Source organism: Aerococcus sp. BD502 (genome assembly GCF_057919555.1).
Map to the genome: position 1 here is coordinate 703264 of NZ_CP147972.1, position 24824 is coordinate 728087.

At 47.5% G+C, this 24824-nt stretch carries 22 protein-coding genes and 2 pseudogenes; 7 read left to right on the forward strand and 17 right to left on the reverse strand.

Translation table 11 applies throughout. From position 1 onward, the window contains the following. Nucleotides 1–99: 99 nt before the first annotated feature. From allC to WF803_RS03365, 3 genes are read right to left on the reverse strand one after another with little or no spacing between them, the layout of a single operon-like run. Nucleotides 100–1326 (reverse strand): allantoate deiminase, encoded by a 1227-nt coding sequence (gene allC / locus WF803_RS03355; protein ID WP_489611707.1) that lies wholly within the window; start codon nucleotides 1324–1326, stop codon nucleotides 100–102. A 36-nt stretch (nucleotides 1327–1362) separates the two neighbouring features. Then, nucleotides 1363–2304, reverse strand: a complete 942-nt coding sequence (gene arcC / locus WF803_RS03360; RefSeq protein WP_489611708.1) for a carbamate kinase — start codon at nucleotides 2302–2304, stop codon at nucleotides 1363–1365. 59 nt (nucleotides 2305–2363) lie between these two features. Next, the gene (locus WF803_RS03365; protein ID WP_489611709.1) at nucleotides 2364–5372 is read right to left on the reverse strand and encodes a bifunctional FdrA/YlbE family protein; all 3009 of its coding nucleotides are present in this window, start codon (nucleotides 5370–5372) and stop codon (nucleotides 2364–2366) included. A 97-nt stretch (nucleotides 5373–5469) separates the two neighbouring features. Here WF803_RS03365 and WF803_RS03370 point away from each other — a divergent pair, with 97 nt between their 5' ends. Beyond that, nucleotides 5470–6321, forward strand: coding sequence for an alpha/beta hydrolase (locus WF803_RS03370; RefSeq protein ID WP_489611710.1), 852 nt, complete (start codon nucleotides 5470–5472; stop codon nucleotides 6319–6321). 54 nt (nucleotides 6322–6375) lie between these two features. Here WF803_RS03370 and allB read toward each other — a convergent pair whose 3' ends face one another. Both allB and allW read right to left on the reverse strand, forming a co-directional pair. Next, a complete protein-coding gene (gene allB, locus WF803_RS03375; RefSeq protein WP_489611711.1) occupies nucleotides 6376–7746 on the reverse strand; it encodes an allantoinase AllB in 1371 nt (456 codons plus the stop codon). A 23-nt stretch (nucleotides 7747–7769) separates the two neighbouring features. Then, nucleotides 7770–9236 carry an allantoin permease gene (allW, locus tag WF803_RS03380; RefSeq protein ID WP_489611712.1) on the reverse strand — a complete coding sequence of 489 codons (1467 nt, stop codon included), beginning with the start codon at nucleotides 9234–9236 and terminating at the stop codon, nucleotides 7770–7772. Nucleotides 9237–9613: 377 nt separating this feature from the next. Between allW and WF803_RS03385 the strand changes: the two genes are divergently transcribed. Further along, on the forward strand, nucleotides 9614–10015 hold the full coding sequence (locus tag WF803_RS03385; protein ID WP_489611713.1) for a PucR family transcriptional regulator ligand-binding domain-containing protein: 402 nt from the start codon (nucleotides 9614–9616) through the stop codon (nucleotides 10013–10015). 109 nt (nucleotides 10016–10124) lie between these two features. Continuing rightward, nucleotides 10125–11252: a PucR family transcriptional regulator gene (locus tag WF803_RS03390; RefSeq protein WP_489611714.1), complete on the forward strand. Its 1128-nt coding sequence runs from the start codon at nucleotides 10125–10127 to the stop codon at nucleotides 11250–11252. Nucleotides 11253–11302: 50 nt separating this feature from the next. Here the strand turns inward: WF803_RS03390 and allD are convergent, their stop codons facing one another. The 12 genes and pseudogenes from allD to WF803_RS03450 form a co-directional block, all read right to left on the reverse strand. After that, the gene (allD, locus tag WF803_RS03395) at nucleotides 11303–12370 is read right to left on the reverse strand and encodes an ureidoglycolate dehydrogenase (protein WP_489611715.1); all 1068 of its coding nucleotides are present in this window, start codon (nucleotides 12368–12370) and stop codon (nucleotides 11303–11305) included. A gap of 19 nt (nucleotides 12371–12389) precedes the next feature. Next, a complete protein-coding gene (allE, locus tag WF803_RS03400) occupies nucleotides 12390–13175 on the reverse strand; it encodes a (S)-ureidoglycine aminohydrolase (RefSeq protein ID WP_489611716.1) in 786 nt (261 codons plus the stop codon). A gap of 237 nt (nucleotides 13176–13412) precedes the next feature. Then, a complete protein-coding gene (locus tag WF803_RS03405) occupies nucleotides 13413–14588 on the reverse strand; it encodes a MalY/PatB family protein (protein WP_489611717.1) in 1176 nt (391 codons plus the stop codon). A 135-nt stretch (nucleotides 14589–14723) separates the two neighbouring features. Then, nucleotides 14724–15353 carry an HAD family hydrolase gene (locus tag WF803_RS03410; protein ID WP_489611718.1) on the reverse strand — a complete coding sequence of 210 codons (630 nt, stop codon included), beginning with the start codon at nucleotides 15351–15353 and terminating at the stop codon, nucleotides 14724–14726. Between the two features lie 262 nt (nucleotides 15354–15615). Continuing rightward, nucleotides 15616–16515 (reverse strand): ribokinase, encoded by a 900-nt coding sequence (locus WF803_RS03415; RefSeq protein ID WP_489611719.1) that lies wholly within the window; start codon nucleotides 16513–16515, stop codon nucleotides 15616–15618. Between the two features lie 7 nt (nucleotides 16516–16522). Continuing rightward, nucleotides 16523–17515: a D-ribose ABC transporter substrate-binding protein gene (locus WF803_RS03420; RefSeq protein WP_489611720.1), complete on the reverse strand. Its 993-nt coding sequence runs from the start codon at nucleotides 17513–17515 to the stop codon at nucleotides 16523–16525. Nucleotides 17516–17565: 50 nt separating this feature from the next. After that, on the reverse strand, nucleotides 17566–18513 hold the full coding sequence (locus WF803_RS03425; RefSeq protein ID WP_489611721.1) for an ABC transporter permease subunit: 948 nt from the start codon (nucleotides 18511–18513) through the stop codon (nucleotides 17566–17568). Beyond that, entirely contained in the window at nucleotides 18510–20003 is a 1494-nt protein-coding gene (locus tag WF803_RS03430) for a sugar ABC transporter ATP-binding protein (protein ID WP_489611722.1), read from the reverse strand. The genes WF803_RS03425 and WF803_RS03430 overlap by 4 nt, the downstream gene beginning before the upstream one ends. A 9-nt stretch (nucleotides 20004–20012) precedes the next feature. Beyond that, entirely contained in the window at nucleotides 20013–20408 is a 396-nt protein-coding gene (gene rbsD / locus WF803_RS03435; RefSeq protein WP_489611723.1) for a D-ribose pyranase, read from the reverse strand. 1157 nt (nucleotides 20409–21565) lie between these two features. Beyond that, nucleotides 21566–21751 carry a DUF4926 domain-containing protein gene (locus WF803_RS03440; protein ID WP_489611724.1) on the reverse strand — a complete coding sequence of 62 codons (186 nt, stop codon included), beginning with the start codon at nucleotides 21749–21751 and terminating at the stop codon, nucleotides 21566–21568. A gap of 4 nt (nucleotides 21752–21755) precedes the next feature. After that, nucleotides 21756–22085 (reverse strand): annotated as a pseudogene (locus tag WF803_RS03445) (DUF6883 domain-containing protein); the annotation flags it as partial. Nucleotides 22086–22225: 140 nt separating this feature from the next. Next, complete coding sequence (locus WF803_RS03450) at nucleotides 22226–22861, reverse strand: site-specific DNA-methyltransferase (protein ID WP_489611725.1); 636 nt, start codon at nucleotides 22859–22861, stop codon at nucleotides 22226–22228. Nucleotides 22862–22948: 87 nt separating this feature from the next. Here WF803_RS03450 and WF803_RS03455 point away from each other — a divergent pair, with 87 nt between their 5' ends. The 4 genes and pseudogenes from WF803_RS03455 to WF803_RS03470 form a co-directional block, all read left to right on the forward strand. Next, nucleotides 22949–23263: a hypothetical protein gene (locus WF803_RS03455; protein ID WP_489611726.1), complete on the forward strand. Its 315-nt coding sequence runs from the start codon at nucleotides 22949–22951 to the stop codon at nucleotides 23261–23263. 60 nt (nucleotides 23264–23323) lie between these two features. Next, a complete protein-coding gene (locus WF803_RS03460) occupies nucleotides 23324–23530 on the forward strand; it encodes a hypothetical protein (protein WP_489611727.1) in 207 nt (68 codons plus the stop codon). 12 nt (nucleotides 23531–23542) lie between these two features. Beyond that, a complete protein-coding gene (locus WF803_RS03465) occupies nucleotides 23543–23818 on the forward strand; it encodes a DUF3139 domain-containing protein (protein WP_489611728.1) in 276 nt (91 codons plus the stop codon). Nucleotides 23819–24217: 399 nt separating this feature from the next. After that, nucleotides 24218–24805: pseudogene (locus WF803_RS03470) on the forward strand (transposase); the annotation flags it as partial. Nucleotides 24806–24824: the final 19 nt, after the last annotated feature.

Genomic DNA, 24824 nt, shown 5'->3' on the forward strand with positions numbered 1-24824 from the left:
CCTACGACATCATTTCAACCGGTTTAGAAGTGGACATTTGAATAAGAAAAAAGGACCCGCTAGCAGCGAGTCCTTTTTTTGTATTCTATTTTAGCCCGCTTAGTAAGCTAAACGGTGCAAGACTTCCGCTAAAGCTTGCACACCTTGGACAATATCCTTGGCTTCTGTGTGCTCCTCAGGATTATGGCTAATCCCATTAATGGAAGGCACGAAGAACATCATTGTGGGCACGTGCGGAGCGATCACTTGGGAGTCGTGACCGGCACCGGAGTGCATCACTTGGTAATTTAAGTCATTGTCTTGGCAAACTTCTTCTGCGAGGTTGACTAATTTTTCATCCATCGGCACCGGCGCTTCATCCATCCATTGCTCGATATCGACCTCAATGCCTTGGCTGTCGGCTTGGTCCTTAATCATGGTGCGTAATTCTTCCGCAAATTGGTCGAGGGCTGCTTGGTCTGTGTGGCGGGTATCAATGGTGAAGGTTAATTCCCCTGGCACCACATTTACCGTATTCGGCGTGACGTCCACATGGCCAAAGGTTAACACGAGCGGGTCCCCGATTTCCTTGGCGCGGTCTAAAGCCTTGGTCACAATCCGACTGAAGCATTCGACCGTATCCTTACGATAGCGCATCAGCGTCGTGCCGGCGTGGTTGGCTTGGCCTTTGAGGGTCACATTAAAACGTTTCTGTCCCACAATGGCATTCACGACGCCGACTTGCTTCTTCGCTTCTTCGAGGAAGTTCCCTTGTTCAATATGGAGCTCAATAAAGGCCGCCATGTCCTTGAACTTGGGCTCGCCATCATTGAAGTCGAAGCCAGCGTCATGCATGGCATCCACAAATTTGATCCCATCACTGTCTTCAATATCTTCCACATCTTCCTTCTTAGCAATGCCCATAATATTTTTAGAGCCCCAGAAGGCATAAGGGAAGCGGGAGCCTTCCTCTTCGGCCATGGAGAGGATGCGGAGGGATTTCTTGGGCTGGCCGTACTCCTTGACTAAGCCTTTGATGGCCATATAAGCGGACATCACCCCTAGCTGCCCATCCAAGCGTCCCCCTTTGACCACGGTGTCCACGTGGGAGCCGGAAGCAATAATGGTATCAGGCTCTTCACTCCCTTTCACGGTCGCAAAAAGGTTCCCGACGGCATCAAATTCGGCTTCCATATCCGCTTCTTCAAAACGTTCCTTTAGGGCTTTTTGGGCTTTTTGCCAAGCAGGGCTGTAAAGCAAACGTGTGGTCCCCTTGCCGGGCTTGTCCGAGATACTGGAAATCCAATCCATCGTCTCATCAATTTCTTCTGGTGTGATTTGAATCATGACTAGGCCGTCCTTTCTATGACTGCGGTAATGATATTACTTGCTGATGGTCGTGCCGGCACCCTTTTCGATAAATTCATCGAGGTGGCTGAGGGAAGTGATATAAGCTTTCCCGGCTGGGCGTTTTTCTACAAAGCTTAAGGCTGCCTCAATTTTAGGCAGCATGCTCCCAGGAGCGAATTGCCCTTCGTCAATGTACTGGCGCAATTCTTCACTGTTTACCTCTTCCAAACGCTTCTCATCTGGCTTTTGGTAATTAACATACACATAATCCACCCCGGTCAAAATGAGCAACTGGTCGGCTTCCACCAAGTCCGCTAGAATGGCGGCGGAAAAGTCCTTATCAATGACCGCTTCTACCCCTTCATAATGGTGGCCCACTTTTTTAACCGGGACGCCACCGCCACCGGCAGAAATGGTGACTATTTTTTGGTCGAGCAGATTTTTAATGGCCGGGTATTCAATAATCGATTGCGGTTTAGGGGAAGCCACGACCCGGCGATAGCCCCGCCCTGCGTCTTCCACGTAAACTTCATCGCTTTCGGCTTCTTTTGTTTTGGCTTCGGCTTCCGTGAGGAAAGGGCCAATCGGCTTGGAGGGTTTCGTGAAGGCCGGATCAGCGGGATCGACTTCCACTTGCGTCACCAGGGTTGCAAAATCGATATCCGTTAAACCAGCCGTAGCTGCGGCTTCGCGAAGCATTTGCTCTAGCCAATAGCCAATACTTCCTTGGGTCATTGCTACACAGGTATCTAAGGGCATGGCCGGATTCTTAGGGGAGTCGCTCCCCATTTGCTGGAGGAGTAAGTTCCCCACTTGCGGGCCATTGCCATGCGTAATCACGACTTCGTTCCCCGCTTCGATCAGTTTCAATAATTGCCGGCTTGTTTGCCGTAAGGCTTCCATTTGCCCTTCGGCACTCGGATCATCCGTTAAAATTGCATTTCCACCGAGGGCAACAACAATTCGGTTTGCCATAAAAATTCTCCTATCTGAGAAAACAGGCCCCCTCACGGGGAGGGGGTGCCCATTTTCAATTATTTATAGTCAATGCCTAATTTATCCGCATAGGCACGCAAAGCTTTTTCAAAGGCGAGTAAAGGCGCCCGTACCGTTCCGGCACCCACTTGCCCTTGGCCCGCTTCCTTGTGGGCAATCCCGGTATTGATAATCGGTTCAATGCCGGTTTCGACAATTTTACGGGCATCCATGGCTAAAGGTGCCCCCTTGAAGTCCCACGTCGGGATCGTCCAGTTCGGGTTGTGGCCGAGGTAAATCTTCGCCATTTCATTACTGGTGTCTAGGGCATCTTGGAAGCCACCCGCACCAACGAAGCGCGTGACCCCAGGCGCGGCAATCATGGACACGCCACCAAGGCCAATAGTTTCCGTAATAGCGGAGTCCCCGATATCAGGGTTGCCATCTTCTTCGGAGTAGCCTTGGAAGTAGAGGCCTTTAGGCGTATTGACGGGGGCTTTGAACCATTCGTCGCCCATACCGGCAATCCGCACCCCAAATTCATAGCCGTTTCGGGTCATCGTGGTGACGACAGTTCCCTCTTCAATCTTACGGGCGTAGTCGACCATGGCTTTCCCGGTCGCCATCGCAATGTTTAGGAAGAATTGGTCCGTGTCAGCCAAGAATTGAATGACCGCTTCCTTATCTTCCGCGCTCACATCCTCTAATTCCGTAATCAAAGGAGCCACGTGCTTCAAGAAGACGAGCGAAGCCGCAATATTACGTTGGTGGAATTCATCCCCCATCCCAATCGCTTGGGCAATCATAATATTAACATTTAAGCCATCTTCCGTTTTAGCCAAGGCCTTGCTGAGGACAGGGCCTAAGACATCACGTTGCCATTCGAGGCGTTCAATGACTTCTGGGCCGTTTGCTCCGAAGCGAAGCACCTTACCGATCCCTTCGTTCATGATGCAGACGCCGGTTGTGCCGTCTGCCCGGTTTTCAATTTTAAGCATCGGGAAGTTCTTGGTGGTGATGCCCCCCATCGGTCCCACGGCGCCGACATGATGGCAAGGAATAAATTGGACTTCGCCCGCTTCTAATTGCTTCATGGCGTCGTCGTCATCCTTGGCCCAGCCTTCAAATTTCATGGCGCCAATAATCGCTCCCACAGCTGGCCCTGTCATGTTTTCAAAGTCCAAAGGAGGCCCAGCATGCAAGACGATCTTCTCATCGGTAGCCAATTCTGGAATCAGTTCATAAGCGGGTTTCACGTCCACGAGGAAGGGTTGGGAGCCCCGTAAGCGGTCGGCAACTTTCTCATTGGCTTCCTTAATTTCTGGCATTTTCTCCATAGCATTAAGGATCTTGATGAGTTCAGGGTCACCGCCAGCTTTTGGCCGCCAGGTGTATTGAACCGCTTGGCCGCCGAATTTTTCGATGGGTTCCACAAAGCTTTCCAAGCCAATGTTGATGACTTTAGGAGTAGTGGTTAAGAGATCCATAACCTTCCGACTGGCTTTCGGTAATTCTAATTTTTCACCTTCATAAGGCACGCGTTTTTTGTCGGGCAAGTCCAATTCATGGCCCATGAGGTGCAGGGCGAGACGAATGGCGCGCTCATTAGAGCTTTCCACAAGAACGCCGGCGTCTTCCAATTTTTGCTTAGCGTCAGCCAAGTTTTGCGGATCTTGTTCAGTCCCCACAATGCTGGCGACGGCGTAGAGAGGGCGACCGGCAGCTTTAGCGTCCGCCAAGGCCTTCTTCAAAGGTTCAGCCAATTGGCCAGCCATGTCAGCGTGGGAGCCGTAGCCTAAAACGCAGTCCAAGAGGATAACCCCCGTGCTTTCGTCCTTAATGGCTTCTTGGAGTTTATCCAAGCGGACTTCCGGGCTGATCATCGGATGCGGACGACCTTGCGTGTAAATGTCGTCACCCAAGTCCATGACTTCAAAGCCATGGGTGTTAAGCATGTAGCCTTCTTCCTTAATGATACCACCCAAGTCCAGGGCATCAGCAATTAAGGTCGCCGCTTCAGAAGCGAGCGTCCCACCGGAGTAAAGGCCTTTGACCGTTTTGCCTTCAGGTAGGATTTCGAGATCCGTAGTTTCTAGAGGCGTGGCGTAATTTTCCTTCACGTCCTCGCCCTTCGCCAAGTCCAAGGTCATGCGAGCAGCTTCTTCGAGGGTATAAGCCAGGGAGACATTCCCCACGTGTTCCGTTGGTTTTTCACCGAGGAAGATAGCAACCACCGGCTTGGAGAGGGCTTGGAGCACTTCCATGACGTGGTCGCGAACTTTCTTGGCTGGCGGTTTGGAGATGACGAGTAACACATCGGTGCCGTCCTCCTCATCCAAGGCCACGAGGGTATCGAGCATGGTCCGGGCACCGACTTCTTCGGAAAGGTCACGGCCGCCTGTCCCGACTGCGTTTACCACACCGCCGCCGAGGTGGTCAATGATGGTGGTCGCTTCTTGAATACCGGTGCCAGAAGCACCAACGATGCCAATGTTCCCTGGCTTAATCACATTGGTGAAGGCCAAGGGGATGCTACCAATTAAGCCCGTCCCGCAGTCCGGCCCCATGAGGAGCAAGCCTTTTTCATGGGCCTTTTCCTTCAAACGGACTTCATCTGCCAAAGACACGTTGTCAGAGAAGGAGAAGACGTTCAAGTCTTCATCGAGGGCGCGTTCAATTTCACCCGCCGCATATTGGCCAGGAATGGAAATCAGGGCCAGATTAGCATCGGGCAAGGCTTCTAGGGCATCGGCCCAATTGTCCACCCGCGTGCTTTTCTTTTCGGCGGAACTGGACGCTAAATCCTCTAGGAAGTCAGCGACCTTGTCGACGACCTGGTCCATCACACCTTCACTGTCGGCATCAATGACAATTGCCATATCGTTGCCATCAGCAGCTTGGAGTTCATCCGTGTAGAGGTTGGCGGCTTTGAAGAGGTCCTTATTGGCATCGGTCGCCATCATGACCTGGCCGGAGTTTACGCCCTCAATTTCATTAATGGCATTGGTGAGTAACATCAGATTAATCGAATCTTGGTAATTATTTTCCCAAATATCCGTATATAACACGAGCTATCATCTCCTTATTTTATTTTTCTTTGACGAGTCTCTTGCTAAGGACTATATTAGAAGTTGACCTTAGCGATTTTTAATAGAAAGGAAGACCATGACAAAACGAGCCATGAAAACTTATGCTTCTCTCCCAATCCAGCATACCTTGCCCTTTGCGGTGGAGGTTTACCCACCCCAAGGTGAAGCCCAAGGCACCATCATTTACTTCCACGGTGGGGGCTTTCTCTGTGGGGAAGCCAGTGACCTGCCCGAGCCTTACTTAGATTTGATCCAAGCAGCCGGCTATGCCCTGGTGGCCTGTGCCTATCCCCTCGCTCCAGAAAACACTCTAGCAGACATTCTCGATGTCAGTGAGGCCTTCCTCCGTTGGTTTGAAGGCCAAGGCGCAGACAGTCTGGGCGTGCCCGAAAACTATACGCTTTTTGGCCGTTCCGCTGGCGCCTACCTCGCCTTAGCTTTGGCGAGTCGTGACTGGTCAAGGCCAGAAGCCCTCGTCAGTTTTTATGGCTACAGCCAATTGACTGACGCGACCTTCCGCGTCCCCAGTCCCTACTATCGGAATTTCAAGGCGGTGCCTGAAAGCCTCATTCAAACGCTCACCCAAGACGAGTCCGTCTTAAGCCGGCCTTTGAGTACAGGGTATTCCCTCTACCTCTATGCCCGGCAAAGTGGCCGCTGGCTGGCTTTACTCGGCCTCGACAGGAAAGGTGCCAAGGCCCTGTCAATTTCTGATGAGGCTTTGGCCCACTGCCCGAAAACCTTCCTCGCAGCGGGCTTGGAGGATCCGGATATCCCGGTCCGCCAGTCCCAGCAATTAGCGAAGAAGCTGCCCCAAGCCAAGAGCCAATTTATTCCGGTTCGGGAGCATGATTTCGACCGCACGCAAATTGAAGCGCTCGGCCTGCCCCTCTACCGGGAAATGCTCGCTTGGCTGGCGGAAAACTAGAGAAACAAGAACGCCCAGGCCCTCGCCCGGGCGTTATTTTTTCGCTCGTTCTATCTAGTGTTTAACAAATTCGCCGAAGCGTTCTTTGGCGACACCCTTTTCCTTGCTGTAGGTTTCATGGCCGCGGAGAATCGTCTTCATAACTTGAGCGCCAATTTCACGACCCACATAAGGGCTGAATTTGTTACGGTATTCCAGGTCTTCGGCTTTTAAGGTGTAAGGCGCATTCGGCTTGATGAAGACGAAGTCTGCATCTTTACCGACTTCAATGCTGCCTTTTTGCTTCATGTCATAGCGTTCAGCCGGATTTTTAGCAATCATATTACTGAAGGTAACCAGGTCCATACCGCGTTTTTGCACTGCTTCATCGTAGAAGACATCCACGTCGTTTTGGAGGCCAGAAATGCCACCCCAAGCTTCAAAGACATTTTCCTTGTCCTTCAAGTCTGGTGTACATGGGGAGTGGTCGGACACGGCAAAGTCAATCTTACCCGCCTTAGCACGTTCCCAGAGGCCTTCACGTTGGGCTTCTTCCCGGATCGGTGGCGAGCATTTAGCAACGGCACCCAAGGCATTCAACTCTTCCTTCTTGAAGGTGAAGTTGTGTACGCAGGATTCGCAAGTCACATCCACGCCCCATTCGTTGCGGGCCTTGTTAACGAGGTCGATGCCTTCTTTACAGCCCACGTGGCAGATGTGAATGCGGCAGCCCGTTTCCTTCGCGAAGAGAATAGCCCGTTGGATGGCTTCCACTTCAGTGAAGACCGGCCGTGAGTCCACGTATTCTTCCATGGTGCTCTGGCCATTTTCGTAGGCAATTTCACCGAGGCGGTCGGTAACTTCCGCGTTTTCAGCATGAATAGCGAGAACTTTACCGGTTTTGGCAATTTGCTTCATGCCTTCGTAGAGAGAGTAGTCGTCCACGTTTTGGAAGTCGCCATCAATGGAGCGATCCCCACAGGTCGCGAGGAAGCATTTGTAGCCGGCCACGCCCCCTTCATCCAATTCTTGGATGCCGTTGTTGTCAATATTATAAGGCACTAAGCCCCCAAAGGAGAAGACGTCCGCTTGTAATTTACCTTCGCCAGCTTCGAATTTTTTCGCCAAAGTTTCCCCATTAGTGGTGGCAGGAACTTGATTTAAAGGCATTTCCATGAAAGCTGTGACCCCGCCTTTTGCGGCTGCTGCGGTCCCAGTTTCATAGCCTTCCCACTCATCCCGGTAGCCGCCACCTGGTTCAGTGATATGAACGTGGGCATCGACCATCCCGGGGCTGACAATTAAGCCTTCAGCATCAATGATTTCCTCACCTTCGAGGTCCAAGCCAATGGCGGCAATTTTGCCGTCTTGGAAGGCAACATCGACTTTTTCTTCACCCGTCGGTAAGATAACTAAACCATTCTTAATGACGCTTTCGTATTTCATTGTGATGTTCCTTTCTAAAAATACTAGTTGCTGTGCTTCTTTTTCAGGTATTGGCTAATTAGCGTATGGCAGGCAAAGGCGACTGCGAAGCCAACGAGCCAGGAGATTTTTGACATTTTGGCGAGGGCGGGAATAAATTTCCCCAGCAAGGCTACGATCAGACCCACAATGGTCGAAACGTAAGCCGCCTTGCGTACGCCAATATAGGGATTGCTGCGGTCTGCGGTCTTGGAATCCATGTAGAGGGCATCGAGGTCAATCTGCTGGTGCTTGACAATGTAGTAGTCCGCTACCAAGACCCCAGCCACTGGCCCAAGCAGAACCCCAATCAGATCGAGGAAAACCAAGATACTGTCTGGGTGGGCCATCATCTTCCAAGGCATGATCACGTAAGAAATCAAGCCGGCAATGAGAATCCCTTTTTTGTAAGTAATTTGCTTGGGGAAGAGGGCACTCAATTGGTAGCCCGCTGGAATAATATTCCCGGTCGCATTGGTACTGATCGTAGTCAGTAAGAAGACTGACGTGGCAATGCCAATCGCTGGCAAGGAATCCCAGCTGTTGATAATATCTAAGACATCAGATTGGGGTTGGCCGATAATAATGGAACCACCGACCAAGATAATCACTGACGTTAAGGCAAAGATCGCATAGCCCACAAACAAGCTCAAGTATTGGCCGCGTTGTTGGTCACGTTGGGACTTGGCATTCTGCGTAAAGTCCGCTACGGAAACCCCGGGCGCTGCCCAGACGGCCAAGACGGAACTGATGACCATGAGGTAAAGCCAAAATAGGTTCATCGGCTCCGGGTTAGGGTGCTGGTAAGCCATGATAGCCCCCAAGCCACCGGCCCCCTTCAAAGCCCAAAACGTACTGGCCCCAAAAACAATGTAGATAATCGGGGTGAGAATGCCGGTGAATTTATTGAGTACTTCACCGCCACCCAAGCCGATCAGAACGTTCACCAAGAAGAACAAGGTAAAGCTGATCAAGCCGGGAATGGTAATGCCTAAAATTTCCATGCCGCCACCCAGCTGGGCAAAGCCTGGCCAAATCTTACTCATTAAAATGAGCAAGGCCACCGAGCCCGTGTAGTTTTGCAGGCCGAACCAGGCAATCGCCGCCACGACTCCACGCAGGAAGCCGGGGATTTTCGCCCCCGCCACCCCATAAGCAGAGCGCAAATGCATAGCGAAGGGGATCCCATATTTGGTTCCCGCCTGGCCGTTAATGGCTAAGAAAGTTGCCACTGCCAGGCCACTGAGCACTAAGGCTAGCATGATATGGTAGGGAGCGACAGCGAGGCCGAGAAAACCACCTACTGCTGCATAATTGGGAATATTATGGATGGAACCCATCCAGAGGGTGAAATAGTTCACCCAATTCATGTTACGTCGTTCTTTGGGTTTCGGCAGAACGTCCGCATTATCATAGCCACGTTGGCGGAACGTTTCGAGTGTCTCCTTCGAAACCCACTCTTTATCTGTCAAAATAGACCTCCTCTCGCCGCCCAAAAGCCACTCTTTTAGGTCGAACGCTTGTCAATCGGGATCAGGGTGCTAGGCTTTGTCCAGGCTGCACAAAGCCTTCTTCATCTCGGTTGCTACTCTTAAACTTGGCCTCGCCTCCTTACAAGCCCCCAGTTAAAGCAAGCCGTGGCTGACTTTTCAGGGACTTTGCTTGTTTTGTTAGCGTTATACATATCTTCATTATAAGGCAGGAGCACTTACTGGACATTAGTTACTTCACCTAACATTGCTCATGTTTTTGGCCGGCCTGCACAATTTTTACAGAAAACCACAAGCCCTACATCTATACAAGCGCCCAGCTTATCGCTATAATAGGCATGGATTAAGGAGTGAGACTTGTGCCTAGTTTGCGTGAATTTTTAAAACAACCTAATTTTGGATCCTTAACGCTTTTGACCGACCATCCCGATGAGGTTTTAGACGAAGAAGTTGATAGCATCGAGATCAGTGAGACACCCGATGTGGAGTACCATATTCCGCCGCGGGTGATTTTACTGACCACGGCCATGGTTTTTGAAGACTCCCAAGCCGATATGCCGGCCTATCTCGATTCCCTGAAACGAGCTGAAGTGGTGGCTTTGGGCATTAAGACCGGCCGTTTCCTCCATCATTTAGACCCTGAAGTCAAGGCCTATGCGGAGAAAATTGCCCTGCCGATTTTTGACATCCCCGACCACTTGCAATTGGGGCAGGTCCTCCATCAAATGATGGATTTCCGCTGGCACAAGCAAAAAAAATGAACTCTTCTATGCGCTCGAAATTCAACGCAATTTTTCCAATCTGCTCTTCAGTAATGCCGGGATTGAACGAATCATTAACCAGCTTGGGCGCGTCACCAACACGCCCGTTATGCTCTTAGATCCCTTCCATGATGTCATTACGGCTTCCGCAGATATGCAGCAAACTGGCTTCGATGCTTCCAAATTGAGCCGGAAAATTATCCACCAGCAGGAGCGCTTAGGGAAAAATTTTGGGACTTTTACCTTACGCTTAACGGATGACAGGAAATTGCCCCTCCAGATCACGAAAATTACGACTGGCCATGCCTTCCCGTATTTTCTCGTGCTTCTATATCCCGAAACGATTCCCTTCCCTACGTCGCAATTCGCCTTGGACCAAGCAGCGATTGTGATTTCCTTCTATCTCTACAAAACTGAGGAAATCGCCACGTCCCGCTTGCATACGCAAAATGAACGCCTGCAGGAATTGCTACATTTAAGTGAACAGGGCCTCACCCTTGACGACTCTTGGTTTGAGCAGTCCACGCATAATCCCTTTGTTCATTCTTCCCACTATCAAATGATCAATACCACGGTCACTGTGAAAACATCGGAAGCTGCCTTACATATTGACCAAGCCGAGCTCACACTGACCCTAGCCCGCTGGTTGAACAAACGCATCCAGGACTACTTGCCCAAGGGCACTGTATTTTTCACCGGTAGTGAGCAAATTTTCCTCCTCAGCCAGCAAGGGGATGAGCATTTGGACAAGAAGCTCCGGCAGTTGGCTAGTGATGTGGAGACCCGCTTGCCTTTGAGTGTTTGCTTTAACTTGGGCCGGCCGGTCAGCAAATTAAAACACATCCACCGCTCCTATACAGAAGCGAAATTAGCCTACCAAGACCGGCAAGCCAACCGGCAAAAGGACTTAATCCTCCGCTACACCGACAAGGGCCTGCAAACCCTATTCAGCCAAACGCGGCCCAGTGATATCGCCTATTACTGTGAATCCACCTTGAAGAGCCTGGCCTATCCCGAAGACGATTACTACCGGGACTTGCGGCAAACGCTCAAGGTCTATCTCGACCACCAATGTGAAATTACCACCACGGCGAAGAAACTGTATATCCATCGCAATACGGTCAAATATCGCATCCAGCGCTGCGAGGATTTACTGGGCTTTGATTTGGAAACACCCGAACACACCTTAGCCCTCCGCCTCACCTTAGAACTCAGCGAGCATGAGCAAAAACATTAAAATTGAGGAAGCCCGAAAACGCCCACTGCCAAGTGCAGTGAGCGTCTTTTTTACTCCGCGAAAATGCCCTTATGGTCATAGCGGTCGAAGTGAATATCGTCAGATTTCAAGTAATCCACGATTTCCTTGGGGATGTCGACCCCTTCCTTTTCATGACGGGCATGGGTCATCGCGCTTAATTCACCAGGATAGTAAACTTGCTCATAGCCTGGTGCGGGTTTAACTTGATGCAATTCCTCCACATTTTGCTTCGTAGCTTGTTTGAAGTGCTCGAGGCCAGCGAAACGCTCAGGGTCAATAACAATGAAGGCTTGACCGAGATTACGGTATTCCGAGAGATCATGGTACATGGAGCTGACATTTTTGCCCGAGGGCAGGCCTAAAAGCACGCCACTCAGCATGTCGGCTAGCATCATGAGGCCATAGCCTTTCGGACCGGCAATCGGTAAGAGAGCTTCTACCTTGTGCGGATCGGTTGTGGGCCGGCCGTCACCGTCTACTGCCCAGTCGTCTGGAATGGAGCGATGTTTAGAACGAGCATCCAAAATCTTACCCCAAGCTTGTACGGTCGTCGCCATGTCAAACACAATCGGTTCCGCATTGGCCCGTGGTGCGGCGAAAGCAATAGGATTAGTCCCATAGTAAACTTCTGCCCCACCAAAAGGCACCACCATCGGGTCGGACAAGGTCGTCGCAAAGGCAAAGAGATCTTGTTCAGCAAATTGGCGGACATAGTAGGACAAGGTCCCCGTATGGCTGACTTCAGAAATGCCCACCGTGGCTGAGCCGGCTTCCTTCGCTAATTTGATGGTTTCGGGAATCGCTTTGTTGGCTACATAATGGCCTTGGGCATTGTCCCCATGGTAAATCGCAGTGGCTGGGCCGGTTTTTTCAAAGGAAAGCTTGGGTTTTAAGTTTACCCCACCCTTGTAAATCCGTTCCGCATAGTATTCCACCCGCACGGCGCCGTGGGAGTGCACGCCATTCATATCGGCATAAGTTAAGTGATTGGCGGTCTCTTCCGCTTGGTCATCCGGCATGCCGGCTTGCATTAATTTATCCTTAATTAATTGATGCAGTTCGGCTTCCTTAAGATTCACCATTTCTTCCTGAGACATGGTATCTCCTCCTTAATCCTTATACTCCAGGGTCACGGTTGGCGTCTTTGGAGTAAATATAAGCGAGCGGTTCATTACCAATGGTGTAGGCAACTTGTGGGCAGTAAGGACCCATGTAAATGTAGTCGCCTTTTTCCACAGGGAACCATTTGTTGTCCAAGTTGTACATGCCTTGGCCACTATAGAGGTAAGCCCCATGTTCTTGGTAGTGGGTTTCGATGTAACCGTGGCTGGCACCGGGTTGGAATTCAAGAATGTGCATGTTCATGTCAAAGCCGAAGTCATCAGTAGGCAAGAAGTCCCAAAGCAAGACATTTTCCATGCCTTCGTATTCCGTTGGCGTTAAGTCCGCCTTGTTGCCGACCACTTTGTGGGCTTCGTAGCCTTCAATGGCGTCATAGCGACGTTGGTATAAGAAGGCTTCGGTCATTTCATCTTGGCCGTTTTCGAAGTACATTAATTCCCCAGCAGGGAAGAAAGCATAGCCGCCGTCTTCGAGCGTGTGGCTTTCCTTGCCGTCGCTGACTTTCAAGCGACCGGAGAACACGTAGACAAAGGTTTCAATGCCTTCGCCACCAAAACCACGTTCGTTCTTGCCACCTTTGAGGAATTCAACGATGAAGTCTGAGAAGGATGCACCGAGACGGGGGGAGCCGAGAATCGTGATATTTACATTTTCAAAACCAGGCACGCTGTTTTGCACCAAACCGTCATGAGGAATGATGGCGTAGTAGCCCGGTTTCACCACTGCCCGTGACTCTAGCAAACCTTCTGGATAACCAGTATTATTATTTTTGTATCCCATGTTAGCCCTCCTATAATATTTGAAATTGTGTCAACAATTTTAGTGTAACCCTTACATGCTGTTCTTTCTATAGCTAAAGGCAACAGTTCTTTGGCTATTTTTGGTAAAGTCGGCTAAAAATGTTGGCATTTCTCCTTCTTTAAGGTAGCTTACTATTCATAAGCTACACCCTCACTCTAGCATGCTTTTCTAAAAAAGCCTAAGAAAAAGGCCTGCCCCAAAGGACAGGCTGCTGGCTTATTGCAGAGCTTCTGCTAAGCGTTCTAAGCATTTCTTTAAACTTTCTGTGGGCAGGGCAATATTCACCCGTTGGAAATCACCCTCGGTTAAGCCGAAATCCGCTTCCCCTTGGCTGAAGAAGCTGGCTTTTTCATAGAGGCAAGTGGGCAAGGCGTCCCCTTTTAGCGGGCACTCCGAAAAGTCCAACCATTGCACATAAGTTCCTTCCGGCACGTAAGCCTTAATCGGTAATTCCTGCTCAGAAATAAAGTCAACAAGCATTTGCTCATTGTGGCGGAGAAGTTCCTTCACCTCGGTCAGCCAAGGTTTGGCCTTTGTATAAGCCAATTCCACGCCGCGCATGCCGAGCACATTCCCGGCAGCAATCCCATAATTCAGGGCTGTTTCGGCAAAATGCGCCCGCCAATTTTCTTCTAGAATCACCGTATTCGCACAGTTTAAGCCGGCGAGATTGAAGGATTTGCTAGCCGAAGTGCAAGTAATGACGGGCACCCGACCGCCGGAGACTTTGGCCATATTGATGTGATGGCCCGTAAAGTCGAAATCCTGCCAAATTTCATCGGCAATAATAAACAAGCCATGTTTTTCACAAATTTGCAGCAGGCGCTCCTGCTCCTCTGGTGTCCATACCCGGCCGGTCGGATTGTGAGGAGAGCAATGAATGAAGACCTTGACTTCCGGGCGGGCAGCTGCCGCTTCAAAAGCTTCAAAGTCAATTTTCGCAGCACCAAATTCGCCCACCAAAGGCACCGTCACAGCCTCGCGTCGTAAGCCCGTGACGGCATCCTTAAAAGGCATGTAGTGGGGGCTAAAGAATAGGGCAGAATCACCTTCCTCCGTAAAAGCCAAAAGCGCCGTCTTAATTGCCGAAACCACATTAGGCGACAAGACAATGGCTTCCTTGGGGAAGTCCCAGTCGTGTTCAGCCTTAAACCAATTAGTCACAGCTGTATAGTAAGCATCTGACGGCAAGGTGTAACCTAAAACAATGTCGTCCAAATACTGTTTCAAGCCCTCCGTAATCTCCGGCGCGGGATAAAACTCCATGTCGGCCACTGAGAGAGGAATAATGCCCTCAGCCACATCGGGATTCAGATCATCCATCATCTGCCATTTGCGGGAATGCATCTTCCGACGATCAATGGCACTGGTAAAATCATAGCTTGTTTTCAAGCTGACACCTGCTTTCTATTTTATTCTGTAAGCCTTTCCCTTATCCTAGCATAAATAGGCAGCGGGGACAAACCCTTGAACAGTTAAATTTAGCTTATTGCTAAGGTTTTTAATGAAGCTGTTCAGGAGCTTACTTTACAGATAGGCCGTAGCAGCTGTGAGCTTGTCAATAATATGATCAGCCTGGCTTTGGTCGTAACCATAAGGGGATTTGAGGGCCAAAACCAAGGCGCCCGTTTTCTTAGCGGCGGAGATGCCTAATTCCGAATCCTCAATAATAATTGCCTCGCAGTCTTTGACATTAACGTGCGCTAATGCTTTGAGGTAAACATCAGGGGCTGGCTTATTGTGAGCCACGTCTTCGCCCGAGAACCAACCGGCAAAGGCGTCCTTTAAATCGGTGGCGGTCAGCATTTTTTCAATTGAAGCTTGGGAACCCGCTGATGCAATGCAAGCGGGAATGTTTTTTTCTTGTAAGGTTTTTAACAGGGGCTTTAAACCAGGGGTGAGTGCCTCCTCATAATTCAAGAATTGGTCTTGGTCGAAATTCTCAAAATCAGCTTTAAAGCTAGGAAAGTCCATGTCAGGAGCCATTTGCTGGCGCATGTCTTCTAAAATATCCGCATAGGAAAGGCCGGCAAACGTATTAATTGTCCATTTATCAGCAGGATAATTCTTGCTCTTCGCATAAGCAAGGCGGTGTTCGTGGTAGAGGGGCTCACTGTCCATAATGACCCCATCCATATCAAAAATTACGGCTTTCATGCGATCATCCTTTCTAGGGGTGCAGGCTTTTATTGGCCTGAAATTTTTCACCCACACGCCTAGTGTAACCAAAGGGACCTCCGGCGGGCAAGTCAAAGTACATGAAGTTAGTGGCAAGCTAAGCCCGGTCAATTTTAAAGAACATCCTCTTCCAGCTGCTTTTCTGCAAGTCACTTTGCTTTTGGGCCAAAGGAGGCTGCCTTTATCCTTTTATTTCAAAAAAAACAGAGCTGGCTTTCACCAACTCTGTTTCTGCTTGCTTTTATTCCTGGGCGTTTTCCATTAAAGCCAAAACATCTGCCCGGCAAGGGATGGCCTCGGCAGCACCAACCTGGCGCACCGCTAAGGCTGCCGCATAGGAGGCCTGCTTGAGGCAGGTTTTAATCTCTAAGCCGCTGACCAAAGCGGCGAGGAAGAAGCCGGTAAAAGTATCACCGGCACCGGTTGTATCCACGGTTTTTCCAAGAATCGCTTCCTGCTCATAGACGGTCTCGCCTTCGATAAAGACGGATCCTTCCTTGCCCAAGGTGAGCACCACTTGCAAGTTGGGCTGTTCGGTTTGGAAGTAAGCAATCATTGCTTCCCGTGTTTCTTTACCCGTGATCGCCCGAGCTTCATGCTCATTTAAGATTAGACCGCGTAGGCAGGTTAAATCAGCCTGCTCAATTGCCTCATTGACTGGCGAGGGGTTGAGGTAGATATCTAAGCCCCTTTGCTTGCCTTCTGCCAGCAAGTAGTCAAGTTCATTGATCTCGTTTTGCAGCACCATCACATCGCCGGCACTGAAGTGACGCAAGACGGCTTGAATATCCGCCTTTGTCTGTTGCGTGTTCGTGCCACCATAGACCAGAATGGCATTATCACCACTGGCATCCTTTTGAATCAAGGCATGGCCATTTGCCCGGCTATCGTCCTGCTGGATATATTGGGTATTGACCCCACTGCTTGCCAATAAATCCACCAGAAATTGCCCGTCATAGCCAATTTTTCCCGCATGGTAGACCTCAGCGCCCGCCCGCGCCAGGGCAAGGGACTGATTCAGCCCCTTGCCGCCCGCACTTTCGGTGATGCGGTTAACGCTAATCGTCTCGCCTTGCTTCACGACCGCCTCTACATAGTAATTGCGGTCGATATTTAATGATCCGTAGCTGAGTACTCTCATCTGACGCCTATTGGGCCGTGTCAGGGGTCACTTCTTCAAGGGGGGAATCAATTTTTTCGGAAACATCTTTACCGGCGAAGTAGTCAAAGGCTGCTTGCAAGGCTAATTTACCCATTTCTTCCGGTTGTTGGGCAATGGTTAAGCCCATTTCCTTGTTTTTAACAGCTTTAATGCCGTCTTCGGTCCCGTCAAAGCCCACGACGAGCACCTTATCTAACATGTTGGCGCCCTTCAAGGCTTCGATCGCCCCTAAGGCCATTTCATCGTTTTGAGCAAAGACCGCTTGAATATCACTGTGGCCTTGGAGAATATTTTCCATGACCGTTAAGCCTTCTGCCCGATCAAAGTTAGCCGTTTGCGTATCCACAACGTCTAATTTGTCCTTAGCCACGTTATTGAAGCCTTCCCCGCGTTCACGCGCTGAAGAAGAACCAGGGATTCCTTCGAGTTGAGCCACTTTAGCTTTTTCGCCTAATTGGTCCACGATGTATTCGGCTGCCATTTCGCCACCTTTGACGTTGTCGGAAGCAACGAGGGTGACCACATCGCCTCCATCGCTCGAACGGTCGATTAAAACAACAGGCACCTTCGCTTCATTAGCGGCTTCGACAGCCGGTGTAATGGCAGAAGCATCCACAGGGTTGATCAAGAGAATATCAATCTTTTGCTGGAGCAGGTCGTTGACGTTATTGATTTGGGTTTCCGTATTGTCTTGGGCATCCAGAGTCACAATTTCCGTGCCCTCTTCTTTGGCCAAAGCCTTCACGCCTTCTTCGACCGATACAAAGAAAGGATTGCTGAGGGTTGAAATAGACAGGCCGACCTTCAAGTCACCCGGTTTTTTCTCCTCAACTTGTGCCGTTTTTTCACCGTCCGCTGCCGGTTTGTCGTCGACTTTTTTCTCGTTATCCAGGCTAACGCCCTTACCACAAGCCCCTAGAAGAACCAGTAATACCGCTAAGGCGCCCAAACGCGTCAACCATTGCCACATCTTCTTCATTTTATTGCCTCCTATAATTTGAGTGTTTACCTCTATACTAACAAATTTCCCTATTGTTTGCGATTGCGATCGAGTAAGACGGCGATAATAATAACAATCCCTTTGATAATTTGCTGGTAGAAACTGGACACGCCCAAGAGGTTGAGCCCATTGTTCAAGACCCCAATAATCAAGGCCCCAATCAAGGTACCGCCAATATGGCCAGCCCCCCCGGACATGCTTGTGCCGCCTAAAACGACGGAAGCGATAGCGTCCATTTCATAGGAAACGCCCGCTGTCGGCTGAGCGGAATTCAAACGAGACGTTATTAGTAAGCCCGCAACCGCTGCTAGCACACCAGAGATGGCGTAGACAATGCGTTTTACCCGCGAAACATTAATCCCCGAAATATAAGCAGCAGCCTCATTGCCCCCAATGGCAAAGACTTGCTTCCCAAAAGCGGTCTGATGGAGGACAAAATAGAGAATGAGGAAGATCACCAGCATAATAATAACGGGAATTGGGATGCCAAAAATATAACCCCGGCCGAGCAATTTAAATAGCATACTGTCGCCTAAATCCGTCAGCGGTTTCCCGTCTGTAATAACCAAGGTCGCCCCGCGGAAAATCGACATCGTCGCCAAAGTCGCAATGAAAGGCGCCATCCGCCCAAAAGTAAGCAAGCCACCATTCAGCCAGCCCAAAAGGCAGCCAATAACGAGGGCTAAAATAATAGCCAGCCAGCCCGGTAGGCCAAAGCCCAGGAAGGTCGCACTCAAGGCTGCTGATAGAGCCAAGGTCGAACCCACCGATAAGTCAATTCCGCCCGTTAAAATAACAAAGGTCATCCCAAAAGCAATCAAAGCATTCGTTGAGACCTGGCGGAGTAAGTTTAAAATATTGCCCATGCTCAAGAAATTTGGATTCATCACCGTGACAAAAATCACTAAAACCACCAGGGCTAAAAGTGAACCAAACGTCTGGATAAAGCGTTTATAGGCAAAGGATCCTTTCTTCATAGTGTTCCCCCTGTTGCTAAAGTCATAACTTTTTCTTCTGTTGCTTCCAAATGATCCAAGCAGCCCGCCACTTGGCCATCATGCATCACTACAATGCGGTCACTCATCCCAAGTATTTCTGGCAGGTCGCTAGAAACCATAATGATACCCACACCGCGACTGGCCAATTCACGCATTAATTCGTAAATTTCTGCCTTAGCCCCGACGTCAACCCCTTTGGTAGGTTCATCGAGAATCAAAACTTGGCTGCCCGCACCGAGCCATTTGGCCAGTACAATTTTCTGCTGGTTGCCCCCAGACAAATCGCGGACACGTTCATCCGGCCCCGTGGTTTTCACCTGCAAGCGCCTGAGTAAGTCTTCGACAAAGTTACGCACTTTACTGCGATTCAACTTGCCTAGCACCTGCTTGAAATCAGCGAGAGAAGCCAGGGCAATATTATCCTGAATGGTAAAGTCGAGCAAGAGCCCCTCATCCTTACGATTCTCCGTCACAAAGCCCATGCCGTGCTCAATCGCCATCTGTGGGTTGGCATTATGAATTTTCTCACCTAAGAGCGTCACCTGGCCAGAATCCGGCTGCGTCACCCCAAACAAAGCGCGCATCACCTCCGTCCGCCCGGAACCCATGAGTCCCGAGAAACCAAGGATTTCGCCAGCGTGTAAAGTGAAGTTTACGCCCTTAAATTCATCGGTTTTATTGAAGTCACTGACCTGAAGCAAAGGCTTAGGTTCCGCTGTCACCTCTGGCCGGTCGGGGTAGAAGTCGTTTAACTCTCGGCCCACCATCATTTTGACAATCGCATGGGGATCCGTTTCTTGACACGTCACCGTGCCCACAGAAATCCCGTCCCGCATGACCGTAATGCGATCCGCAATAATGAAAATTTCTTCCATACGGTGGGAAATATAAATCACGCCCACGCCAGCCTTGGTCAGATCCTTAATGATGCGAAAAATTTCCCGTGTTTCGTGCTCCGTCAGAGAAGTCGTCGGCTCATCCATAATGAGAATCTGCACATCCGCCAAAAGAGCCCGCGCAATCTCAATAATTTGCTGGGAGCCAATAGAAATATCCCGCACCCGCTTATCCAGATCAATATTTTGGCCCATGCGACTAAAGATGGCTTTCGCCTCTGCTCGCATGGCCGCCTTGTCTAAACGTCCCAGCGCCTTGGTTTTTTCCTTTCCTACATAGAGGTTTTCTAAAACCGTCAGATCCGGCCACATGTTCAATTCCTGGTGAATGAAGCCAATCCCATGCGCCTCTGCCTCCGCTGGATTTTCAAACTGCACCTTTTTACCATCGACCTCAATTATTCCAGCATCTGCTTGGTGGAGGCCCGTTAAAATATTCATCAGCGTCGATTTGCCCGCACCATTTTCACCCATGAGTGCATGCACTTCGCCCCCATGAATCGCAAAGTCGACCCCCTTGAGAACCGTATTTTTTCCAAAGGCTTTCCCAATGCCTGACATCTTGATGTCCATGCCAACCTCCTAAAATACATTCCCTGCATGCAAAATAATATTCGCGTAAGGACTCGCCTCACCCGTCCGGATGAGCCCCCGACTCTGCATCGTTTGAGCCTTCAAGGCCTCATGGGAAATAAAATGAAAGGCCACCTCCGGCAAACGCTCCTGAATGCTTTTCAGCAAGTCAGGATTTTCCGTTTCAATCTCCTTAGCGAGCGTTACTTCTTGGACATGCATATCACTCAGTACAACGTCTAAAACCTTGAGGAAGCTCGGCTCCCCAGGGCTTAAGGACACATCAATACGCGGCACTTCCGGCGGTATCGGCAGGCCAATATCAGCCAACGTGATCTCATCCGTGTGCCCGAGCTCATACAACAGCTGGCCAATATCTTTATTGATGACCCCTGATTTTTTCATAGCACTCCTCTTTTCTATTGCTTTCAAGGCCAATGACTAAAAAAGGATGCCCAAGTGAGCTGCCATGCCCCCAGAGGAGCTGTTTCGCTTGAGTCATCCCGAACATTGCCCCTTAATTTTACGCTAAAAAAAACTAAAATTCAAGATAGGAAGGGAGCGCCGAATAGAGGGAGCGGTGAGTTGACGAACAAAGGAGGGGTTCTTCCCTTAGGAAGGTTCACTCCTTTGACGTAACGCAACCCTCCCTCAGGCGCGACCTGGACTAAAGGAAGCGAAAGCGGATCAGAGGGCAGTCTATAGTTGTCAAACATATGTGACACAAGCGGCTTCTGTTGTGGTTGGCTTGCCATTAGTTTTTATTCTCAATCCTCATTGTAAAAAATAAGGGCAATTCTTGATCAAAGAAAAACACCAATGGGCTTAAGCTGACCTTTTACTAAAGTAATCTTCAATCACTGTATTTGGGCTTTTAAAGTTGAATACCCTGCGATGAATAATATTGCCTCGATTCACATATCTTTTATGCGCTTTTATTAATTCATCAATACGATTAAATTCTCTGTGACGATAAAGCGTTCAGTATCTTTACGATGACTCCGTTCAACAATTCCATTTTGCCAAGGAGAATAGGGGCGAGTTTTTCGATATGAAATATTCATTCGTTCTAGATATTTCTCAAAAATTGTCTGTTTTGTAGAGGTTTCTGGATCATTTGTAAATTCCCGACCATTATCTGGAAGCTTCTCTTTTTTTATTTGTTTTGTGTCACATATGTATTATCTTCTTATAAAGGGTGATTTCTACAAAAGAAAAAATAGAGAGACTTATAGAGGAAAACTCAAAGATAAGTTCTGACCAGATAGAATATGCTAAAAAGTATGAAAAGCTTGTAAATACATTTAATACTGAAAAGGAAAATTATGTATTCAAGTCCAAGATAAAGAATCAAGGAAACTCAAGTAGGATTTCTTCATTGATAAATTAGAATATCTTTCAACCTATAGAGAAATTTGATCCGATTCTATGGAACTTGATGCTTAATAAGATGGTTATGAATGAGGATGGAAGTTTTGATTTTGTTTATGCAAAAGGCATATAGAAATAGAGCTTGTAAGATTCATTTCTAACAAGCTCTATTTACATAAATCTGGATTTTATTAGACTGACTGTATAAGTTCTAATTTCTTTAAAGGAGTCATGATTACATCTATGGTATCTCCTGCCTTATCAAAAAATTCAACCTCACAATTTTTATCATCGTAAAGTAAAACAATTGTTCCTTTTGTGCCTTTCCTTAATTCTTTGTAGTCCTCTTTCAATTTTACAACATCTAATTCTTTCATTTAATCACCTCTTGTCTGGATAAACAGTTATAATCCTATATTTTGTTTTCCCTGAATCTTTTTGGAAAATACAAACAACATTAGCCGTTATTTCTTTGTTGTTTTTACCCACCAACTTAATTTTATAAGTGTTTTTAATTCCATAGCTGGTGTTTTCAACTTTTACAGGTTTCTTATTTAAAACAGGCTTTACTAAGTTATCATGCAAAATTTTACCATCGCCACTTTTATATCCTAAGACATCCTTTAAAAATTTTGCTTTTGATTTTCCTTCTGGATGCTTATTATTCAATAAATAGTTTTCCATTTTATTTTCATTATATTCAACATCACTTTTATTTTTGAGAGGGTGGGCATAAAGTAAATACTATAAAAATGACCATTAAAAAAAGACCTCTTATTTGCGATCCGTATTAATTAAATATGCTAGAAAGGCTTGAAATGCCCACTTTCTATGGTATTAAATTGTATCCTTTACGCTATAATTTTCTCGATATAAATCAACTTAACTTTCCCTGCATACCGCTCCTTCAAGGTATGGAGGGCGAGGAGGTTATTGCCTTTAAGAAGCAAATTATCCTCATTGGTAAAGTCAGTAACGTCTTCGACTCCTGCTGCGGTATATTTTTTGGCCTTCACTAAAATCTTCCTATCCAGCATGACGTCAATTTCTTCAGCAGCCAGCACCTCATTAAAAAAGGGTTCATCCGGCAAGAGATCTTCCTTGGCGACCTCTTCCTTCGACATGCCCGCCTTCAACACTGTATCCTTATAAGTAAAATCCAGCACCACTTCGGTTGCTTCATCCAAAAATTTTCCGTTGGTGGTTAGGCCGATCTTCTTGGAATACTGAGTATAGGAATCCAGCCAATAATCGTCCATTTCCAAACTTTCAATCAGTTTGTTGGTCTCAAAAACCGTATATTCGCCAATCTGCTTGGCGTAATGCTTCCTCACCAAGGTATTGGCCATGAGTGCGGCAATGAGCGCCTCGTCATAGCGATCAACATCTTGGATGATCCGGCTCTTGTTTAGCTCCTGACCCACAAAATATCTGTCCCCAAAAGAGGAAAACACCTCACGTAGGGCAGCCATAATCTTAGTTTTCACCTGTTATCCCACTCCTCACCGACGATACTTCTTCTCTTGAACTAGGACTCTGTTGCCTTTTAGCTCAATTTCTGCTTCAATTATACCATGGACTATCAGTTTTTTCTGGCTTCCACCGATCATCAGCGCCACCCTGACTATTATGAAATAAGGCTTCCTGAGGGGTATAATGAGACTTCAGGGGCGAAAGAACCTTTCATCCCGATAGGCGCCTGTCAAAGTATTGAAGTTGTTCTTCATTTGGCCAAGCCTTTCCCAGCAATTTGCCAAAGAAAGGGGCTGGCAAAAAACTCAGTCTCAGAATATAAAAAAAACGCATCAATTTATTTTCGAAATAAATTGATGCGGCAAAAACAAATATTTTATTTACCTGTCTACTTGACAGGGGTCAGTTCATTATAAATATAGATGTTTTATTTTATGTGCATCTGGTAATCCTATTTTAAAAAAAGGAGAGGGAAGATGAAAAAATTGAATTTATTTCTGTCTAATACTTATTCAGGTTCTAAGGATAAGTATAAGAATACTGGCAATCTAGCTAGTACAGACGTTACTTATTGTTCTAAATTAGTATGGCAGGCGTATTACTATGGTCCAACATCAGGGTACAGATTAACATATGATTTACCAGATACAATACACAGTCTAAGCCACAAGCACACTTACTAAGGTTTGAGTATTATGGTCAAGAAAAAAAAGATGATATTATTAGTAGTAGGTATAATCATACTCAGCGTAGTTAAATACCAATATCCATTACAAAAAGTATTAGCACAAAGAAGCTTCGAAAATTATATAACTAAACAAGGAATAGCTTCTGAAAAAATCAGTAGTAAAAGATTTTTTAAAGACTGGAAACAAGGAGGATACTTGGTAGTTGTAACTTTTAATGATGATATAAACAATAAATATTATTATCATTATGAGGTGTGGACACATAAAAAAATGAATCATTGAGATTTAATAGAATGACATTAACTATTATTGATGAAAAAAATTCTGTTACATTAGAGAGTCCTTATGATGGTAAGTGTAAGTATCCACCTATTGAGGAGTAGTATTTATAGGGATATATTCCTACTATCAGCTTAAATTATAGTTAAATAGGATAATCAGTGAAAAGCAGTAAATCAAGTTCGGTTTACTGTTTTTTCTTTGCTCAAAAATAGAAAGAAAGGAGAAGATAAAATGAAAAACATAGAAGAAAAAAATAAATGGCAGATAGAGAAATCAAGCAGTTACAAAATAAAAAAACTCATCAGTCTATAGTTGTCAAACATATGTGACACAAGCGGCTTGATATGCTCCCCCTAAAGTAGACACTTAAAAAAGTAAAACTACTTAGGGGGAATTTTTATGCGTTCAAATTGTAAACACTCGGTTGAGGAGCTCGAACGATATATTGATAAGTACCTTAAAAAAGGGATAAGCTATCAAAAATTGTGTCAGTATCATGGTTTAAGATTGTCTCATTCTGTTTTTTATGACAAGGTCTTAAAATATCAAATCCATGGTCGCCAAGGCATCCAATCCCATGTCAAGAATAATAACTATAGTAAGGACTTTAAACTGGCTGTTGTGAATGAGCACCTTGTTGAAGGCGTTCCAATTAAACAATTAGCTCGAAGATATAATATCCCATCACATTCCACTGTTAGAAATTGGTTGATGAAGTATACTAGAGGGGAAGCAGTCAAAAGTTATTCTCCTAACCCCGAGGTGTATACGATGAAAAGCAGAAAAACGACTCATGCAGAAAAAATTAAAATTGTTAAAGACTGTCTGGCCAACGGCCTATCTTATAAAGAAACAGCTGAGAAATATCAAGTCTCCTACCATAATGTTTACTCCTGGGTCCAAAAATATCAACAACATGGGCCAGACGGCTTGTTTGATGGCCGAGGTCGTGGAAAACCTGCGGCGATCCAAACAGAAACTGAAAAAATACGCGCAAAATATGCAG

What these genes read in the sequence shown, in the direction of transcription:
- allC (WP_489611707.1), bottom strand. Translation starts at nt 1,326, where the DNA reads ATGATTCAAATCACACCAGAAGAAATTGATGAGACGATGGATTGGATT.
- WF803_RS03370 (WP_489611710.1), top strand. Translation starts at nt 5,470, where the DNA reads ATGACAAAACGAGCCATGAAAACTTATGCTTCTCTCCCAATCCAGCAT.
- rbsD (WP_489611723.1), bottom strand. Translation starts at nt 20,408, where the DNA reads ATGAAAAAATCAGGGGTCATCAATAAAGATATTGGCCAGCTGTTGTAT.
- WF803_RS03425 (WP_489611721.1), bottom strand. Translation starts at nt 18,513, where the DNA reads ATGAAGAAAGGATCCTTTGCCTATAAACGCTTTATCCAGACGTTTGGT.
- WF803_RS03455 (WP_489611726.1), top strand. Translation starts at nt 22,949, where the DNA reads ATGGACTATCAGTTTTTTCTGGCTTCCACCGATCATCAGCGCCACCCT.
- WF803_RS03460 (WP_489611727.1), top strand. Translation starts at nt 23,324, where the DNA reads ATGAAAAAATTGAATTTATTTCTGTCTAATACTTATTCAGGTTCTAAG.
- WF803_RS03430 (WP_489611722.1), bottom strand. Translation starts at nt 20,003, where the DNA reads ATGGACATCAAGATGTCAGGCATTGGGAAAGCCTTTGGAAAAAATACG.
- WF803_RS03440 (WP_489611724.1), bottom strand. Translation starts at nt 21,751, where the DNA reads ATGAAAGAATTAGATGTTGTAAAATTGAAAGAGGACTACAAAGAATTA.
- WF803_RS03390 (WP_489611714.1), top strand. Translation starts at nt 10,125, where the DNA reads ATGCTCTTAGATCCCTTCCATGATGTCATTACGGCTTCCGCAGATATG.
- WF803_RS03465 (WP_489611728.1), top strand. Translation starts at nt 23,543, where the DNA reads ATGGTCAAGAAAAAAAAGATGATATTATTAGTAGTAGGTATAATCATA.
- allE (WP_489611716.1), bottom strand. Translation starts at nt 13,175, where the DNA reads ATGGGATACAAAAATAATAATACTGGTTATCCAGAAGGTTTGCTAGAG.
- WF803_RS03415 (WP_489611719.1), bottom strand. Translation starts at nt 16,515, where the DNA reads ATGAGAGTACTCAGCTACGGATCATTAAATATCGACCGCAATTACTAT.
- WF803_RS03420 (WP_489611720.1), bottom strand. Translation starts at nt 17,515, where the DNA reads ATGAAGAAGATGTGGCAATGGTTGACGCGTTTGGGCGCCTTAGCGGTA.
- arcC (WP_489611708.1), bottom strand. Translation starts at nt 2,304, where the DNA reads ATGGCAAACCGAATTGTTGTTGCCCTCGGTGGAAATGCAATTTTAACG.
- allB (WP_489611711.1), bottom strand. Translation starts at nt 7,746, where the DNA reads ATGAAATACGAAAGCGTCATTAAGAATGGTTTAGTTATCTTACCGACG.
- allD (WP_489611715.1), bottom strand. Translation starts at nt 12,370, where the DNA reads ATGTCTCAGGAAGAAATGGTGAATCTTAAGGAAGCCGAACTGCATCAA.
- WF803_RS03410 (WP_489611718.1), bottom strand. Translation starts at nt 15,353, where the DNA reads ATGAAAGCCGTAATTTTTGATATGGATGGGGTCATTATGGACAGTGAG.